Annotated in this window: 6 protein-coding genes; all 6 read right to left on the bottom strand. The window is 45.6% G+C overall.

The features are described from left to right. Positions 1-540, bottom strand: a 540-nt coding sequence (locus VB081_RS12635; protein WP_331676048.1) for an SDH family Clp fold serine proteinase, incomplete at its 3' end; no start/stop codon positions are given. 141 nt (positions 541-681) lie between these two features. Beyond that, positions 682-978, bottom strand: a complete 297-nt coding sequence (locus tag VB081_RS12630) for a hypothetical protein (protein ID WP_323401141.1) — start codon at positions 976-978, stop codon at positions 682-684. Between the two features lie 5 nt (positions 979-983). Further along, the gene (locus VB081_RS12625; RefSeq protein WP_323401140.1) at positions 984-1241 is read right to left on the bottom strand and encodes a phage holin family protein; all 258 of its coding nucleotides are present in this window, start codon (positions 1239-1241) and stop codon (positions 984-986) included. A 13-nt stretch (positions 1242-1254) separates the two neighbouring features. Further along, a complete protein-coding gene (locus tag VB081_RS12620) occupies positions 1255-2034 on the bottom strand; it encodes a peptidoglycan recognition protein family protein (RefSeq protein WP_323401139.1) in 780 nt (259 codons plus the stop codon). 12 nt (positions 2035-2046) lie between these two features. After that, entirely contained in the window at positions 2047-2886 is an 840-nt protein-coding gene (locus VB081_RS12615; protein ID WP_323401138.1) for a tail fiber domain-containing protein, read from the bottom strand. Between the two features lie 40 nt (positions 2887-2926). Further along, the coding region (locus tag VB081_RS12610; RefSeq protein ID WP_323401137.1) for a hypothetical protein at positions 2927-3236 on the bottom strand (310 nt) is incomplete at its 5' end.

Genomic DNA, 3236 nt, shown 5'->3' with positions numbered 1-3236 from the left:
TGGATGATACTTCTCAATAATAGGCCTCCAAACAGCAATGGCTGCCTGATTATTACTGACTTCTTTTAGGGCTTGCTCAAATTCGTCTATAACTCCTTGACAAGATATTCCTCCATATTGCGGGTCAATTGGCCCCAAATTCGATTGCTTCCCCATTACAATTTCTTTACAAGACAGAGCTATCATTGTTCCCGCCGACATCGCGATCTGTGGTATAAACGCGCGAATATCTTCCCCGAAGAAACTTTTTAGATAACCCACAATAGACTCCGTGGCAGCTATATCACCACCCGGCGTGTGAAGAATTAAATCTAGTCCTTTGGTTTTATCCAATTGATGTACCGCTTGCATAAACGCATTTTTATCGTTGTCGTCTATAGCAGTTCTTGCATCTTCGCTTTTTTGTAAAAAACCTGAATAATACGAAATTACGTTTCTGTTTGTGTACTCGTTGAATAGTTTTAGATATCTCCATCTTTCCTCATCCAACGGATGCACTGCGTTGTTGACTTTCTTTAAAACCGCTCCCCAATTTGGCATAATTATACACCTCATTTTATTATAAAATTATACCATTAAATATATACCATCTGTCTGTATGTTTCAACATTTTTTGATCTAATTCTGTTATAAGGCACGATCAAACCAAAAAAGGGGAAGCAAATATGCCTCCCCCATCCGTCACTTTAGCATATAGTTTACCGCATACATTATGAGCGCGCCAACTACGCCCGGCACAAGAACCTTCCATAGCTCGAAGTGTTTTTGTTTCTCGCCTTTTTCGATACAGTCAAGTCGTTCATCTACATTCAATACCTTATCCGCCAGTTTTTCTACCGATATGGCAAGCGAGTTCGTCGCTTTGGTCAGGTCTTTGATTTCCTTCTGCTGCTCAAACAATGTTCTGATCTGCTGTTCATGTCCCTTGACTTCTTCCCCGATGACGATTACTTTTTCTGTGAGCTGCTTTGTGTCCATGCGCCCTACTCCTTCTTATCCGATATATTCCGTACCATCTCGAACGCACCAGTGGCCGCCAAACCGCTTGCAAGCCCGCCTAATATGATTTCGGGCGACACCGCGCCATCTGCCACCCAAATATTAAGCAGCACGCCTAACACGCCCATAATAAGCGGTATGTACTTATTGGGTATCACCGTTACGCTGTGCTTGATGATAAACCCTGCTGCAAAGCATATTGCCATTACCACGATCACTACATATTCTTGTAACATTTCCATTTTATATCCCCTTTCATCCTTGCCACAGTAATTCCCATGTTCTCCACCCAACAACACCATCAGCGCCAGCACTTCCAAGGTCGTACCCTTCCGCGATCCGCGCTTTCTGGAACGCAATCACGCCTTTCCTTGTGCGGTCGCCATAAACGCCGTCAATGCCACCCACGTCAACCAAATGATGATCGAGACGCTTCTGTGCCATCCGCACGTCCTCTCCGCTCATCATGGGAGATTTTAACTTCAAATTGCGCGTAAGCTTCGGAATACTTACCTCCGGCTGCTCAATCACCGGCGGTACAACCACAGACTGACCCAGTGCGTACTCCTTGATCTCCTGCAACGGGTAAAGCTTGCCCGGACAATCCGTGTATCCCGGCCCCGCAGCTTCATCGTGTCCCACGATCTGATCAGGCCGTGTAAACCCGTAGTGCTGCGCAATATCTTTGACTACCCGAAACAGCGCGTCTTTCTGCACCTGCGGCATGACGTTGTGCTCAATGTCGCCCTGTACGGCAATCGCAACGGACGTATCATTGAATCCCTTTGTCTTGGCGTTTGTGTTGTTCACGCTGCCGCCGCAGTAATCAAGCCCCCTGCCCCATACAACATCGCCGTTTGCCAGAACCACCACATTGTAATCGATCCCCGCGTGGCCTCTGCCAATATGGTAGTCGTGCACCGACTGAACCGATCCATTGCTGCCGAAATGATGCAGCAATATCCTGTCTGTTCTCTTTCTCTTGCTGTACGCCCTCGAAGGCTTAAGTCCTAAGTCCTTTACATATTCAAACATTCTTTCTTCCTCCTATAAATTCTCTATTTCTTCCTGCGTGCATACGCCTTTTGATACCAACAATGCTTTTAGTCCAGCGTTTTCATTACGTAACGCAGTGATTTCCTCGTCCTTTTCCGCTTTCAGTTCTTTCACAGACTGTGCTGTCATGGATATGAGGCTGTACAGATCGATATACTGTGCGCCGCCGTTCGTTGATCTGGCGCGTTTGTTTTGCACGCCGTTGACGATCACTTCCTCCGGTGTGGTTTCGTCTTCGATCACCATTCCGATTTGTTTCATTCCGTCTGCTTTTTTGTCATACGAATAAATGTTCGCGGCGTTTATTTTTTCAAGTGCGCCTGTATACGGGACAATGTTCTCTTTACCGCTCTCGCTCGATACCTGTGTGAACGCAGAGCCGTAAAATGGAAGATATGCGCTCGATGAATCCTGACTATGTACGCCGCCCTGCGTCACAAGCTTCATCTCTAATCCGTTTGCTTCAATGGAGTTTCCGTTTTCCAATATAAACTTTAACGCTGCCCATCCGTTTGCATTCAATGTTGAAAATATACGGTTTGACGGGTTGAATACAATTTCTGCCGTTTGACCATATATTCCAAAGCTCGATCCGGCAACCTTGCCCACTATAGAAACAGCACCACTTATTTGTCCTCCCGTCTTTTTGAATACTTCCGCTTCTATCGCATCAATCAAATCATTGAATCTACCAAGAGCTATCATGTTCTTTGCTACATTGTCCATTCTTCCTTTTACAAATTCCGCTTGTCCCCTGACCTGATTCGGTAAGCTAGATACATCTTGTCCTACAAAGTCGCTTTCTTTAAACTTTAAATCTACTAGCGCCATCTTTTCCTCCTAAATAAAAGGAGAGCCGTTTAGACTCTCCTTATGATTCATACCGTGTTCTAATCGAACGCTTTATATTTGATTTCATTTCTTTTGTGAAAAACGGGCTTTGATCCACCGTTTCCAACTCCTTATTTAATGCCTTTTGCTTTGCCTCTCTTCCCATGGTTTCGGTTGCCGCCAATAAATCAAACTGTAGGTTTGGCGTTGCGGTTTTTCTCGTGGTCGGCGATTTTCCTATCTTCCCTTTGAGCGTGCTCCAGTTCAAATCAGGTCGTTGCGCTGATGCTTTTGTTGATTTAGAGCCGCCGCGCCGTCCTCGTCTACCAGAGCCACCAGAGCTTGTTTGC

Source organism: Christensenella sp. (assembly GCF_034927525.1).
GTDB lineage: Bacteria > Bacillota > Clostridia > Christensenellales > Christensenellaceae > Christensenella.
The sequence above is the reverse complement of the archived record's forward strand: the minus strand, read 5'-3'. Positions and strand labels throughout refer to the sequence as shown.

Excerpts from the sequence above, each read along its gene's own strand:
- VB081_RS12630 (WP_323401141.1), bottom strand. The coding sequence starts at position 978 with ATGGACACAAAGCAGCTCACAGAAAAAGTAATCGTCATCGGGGAAGAA.
- VB081_RS12625 (WP_323401140.1), bottom strand. The coding sequence starts at position 1,241 with ATGGAAATGTTACAAGAATATGTAGTGATCGTGGTAATGGCAATATGC.
- VB081_RS12620 (WP_323401139.1), bottom strand. The coding sequence starts at position 2,034 with ATGTTTGAATATGTAAAGGACTTAGGACTTAAGCCTTCGAGGGCGTAC.
- VB081_RS12615 (WP_323401138.1), bottom strand. The coding sequence starts at position 2,886 with ATGGCGCTAGTAGATTTAAAGTTTAAAGAAAGCGACTTTGTAGGACAA.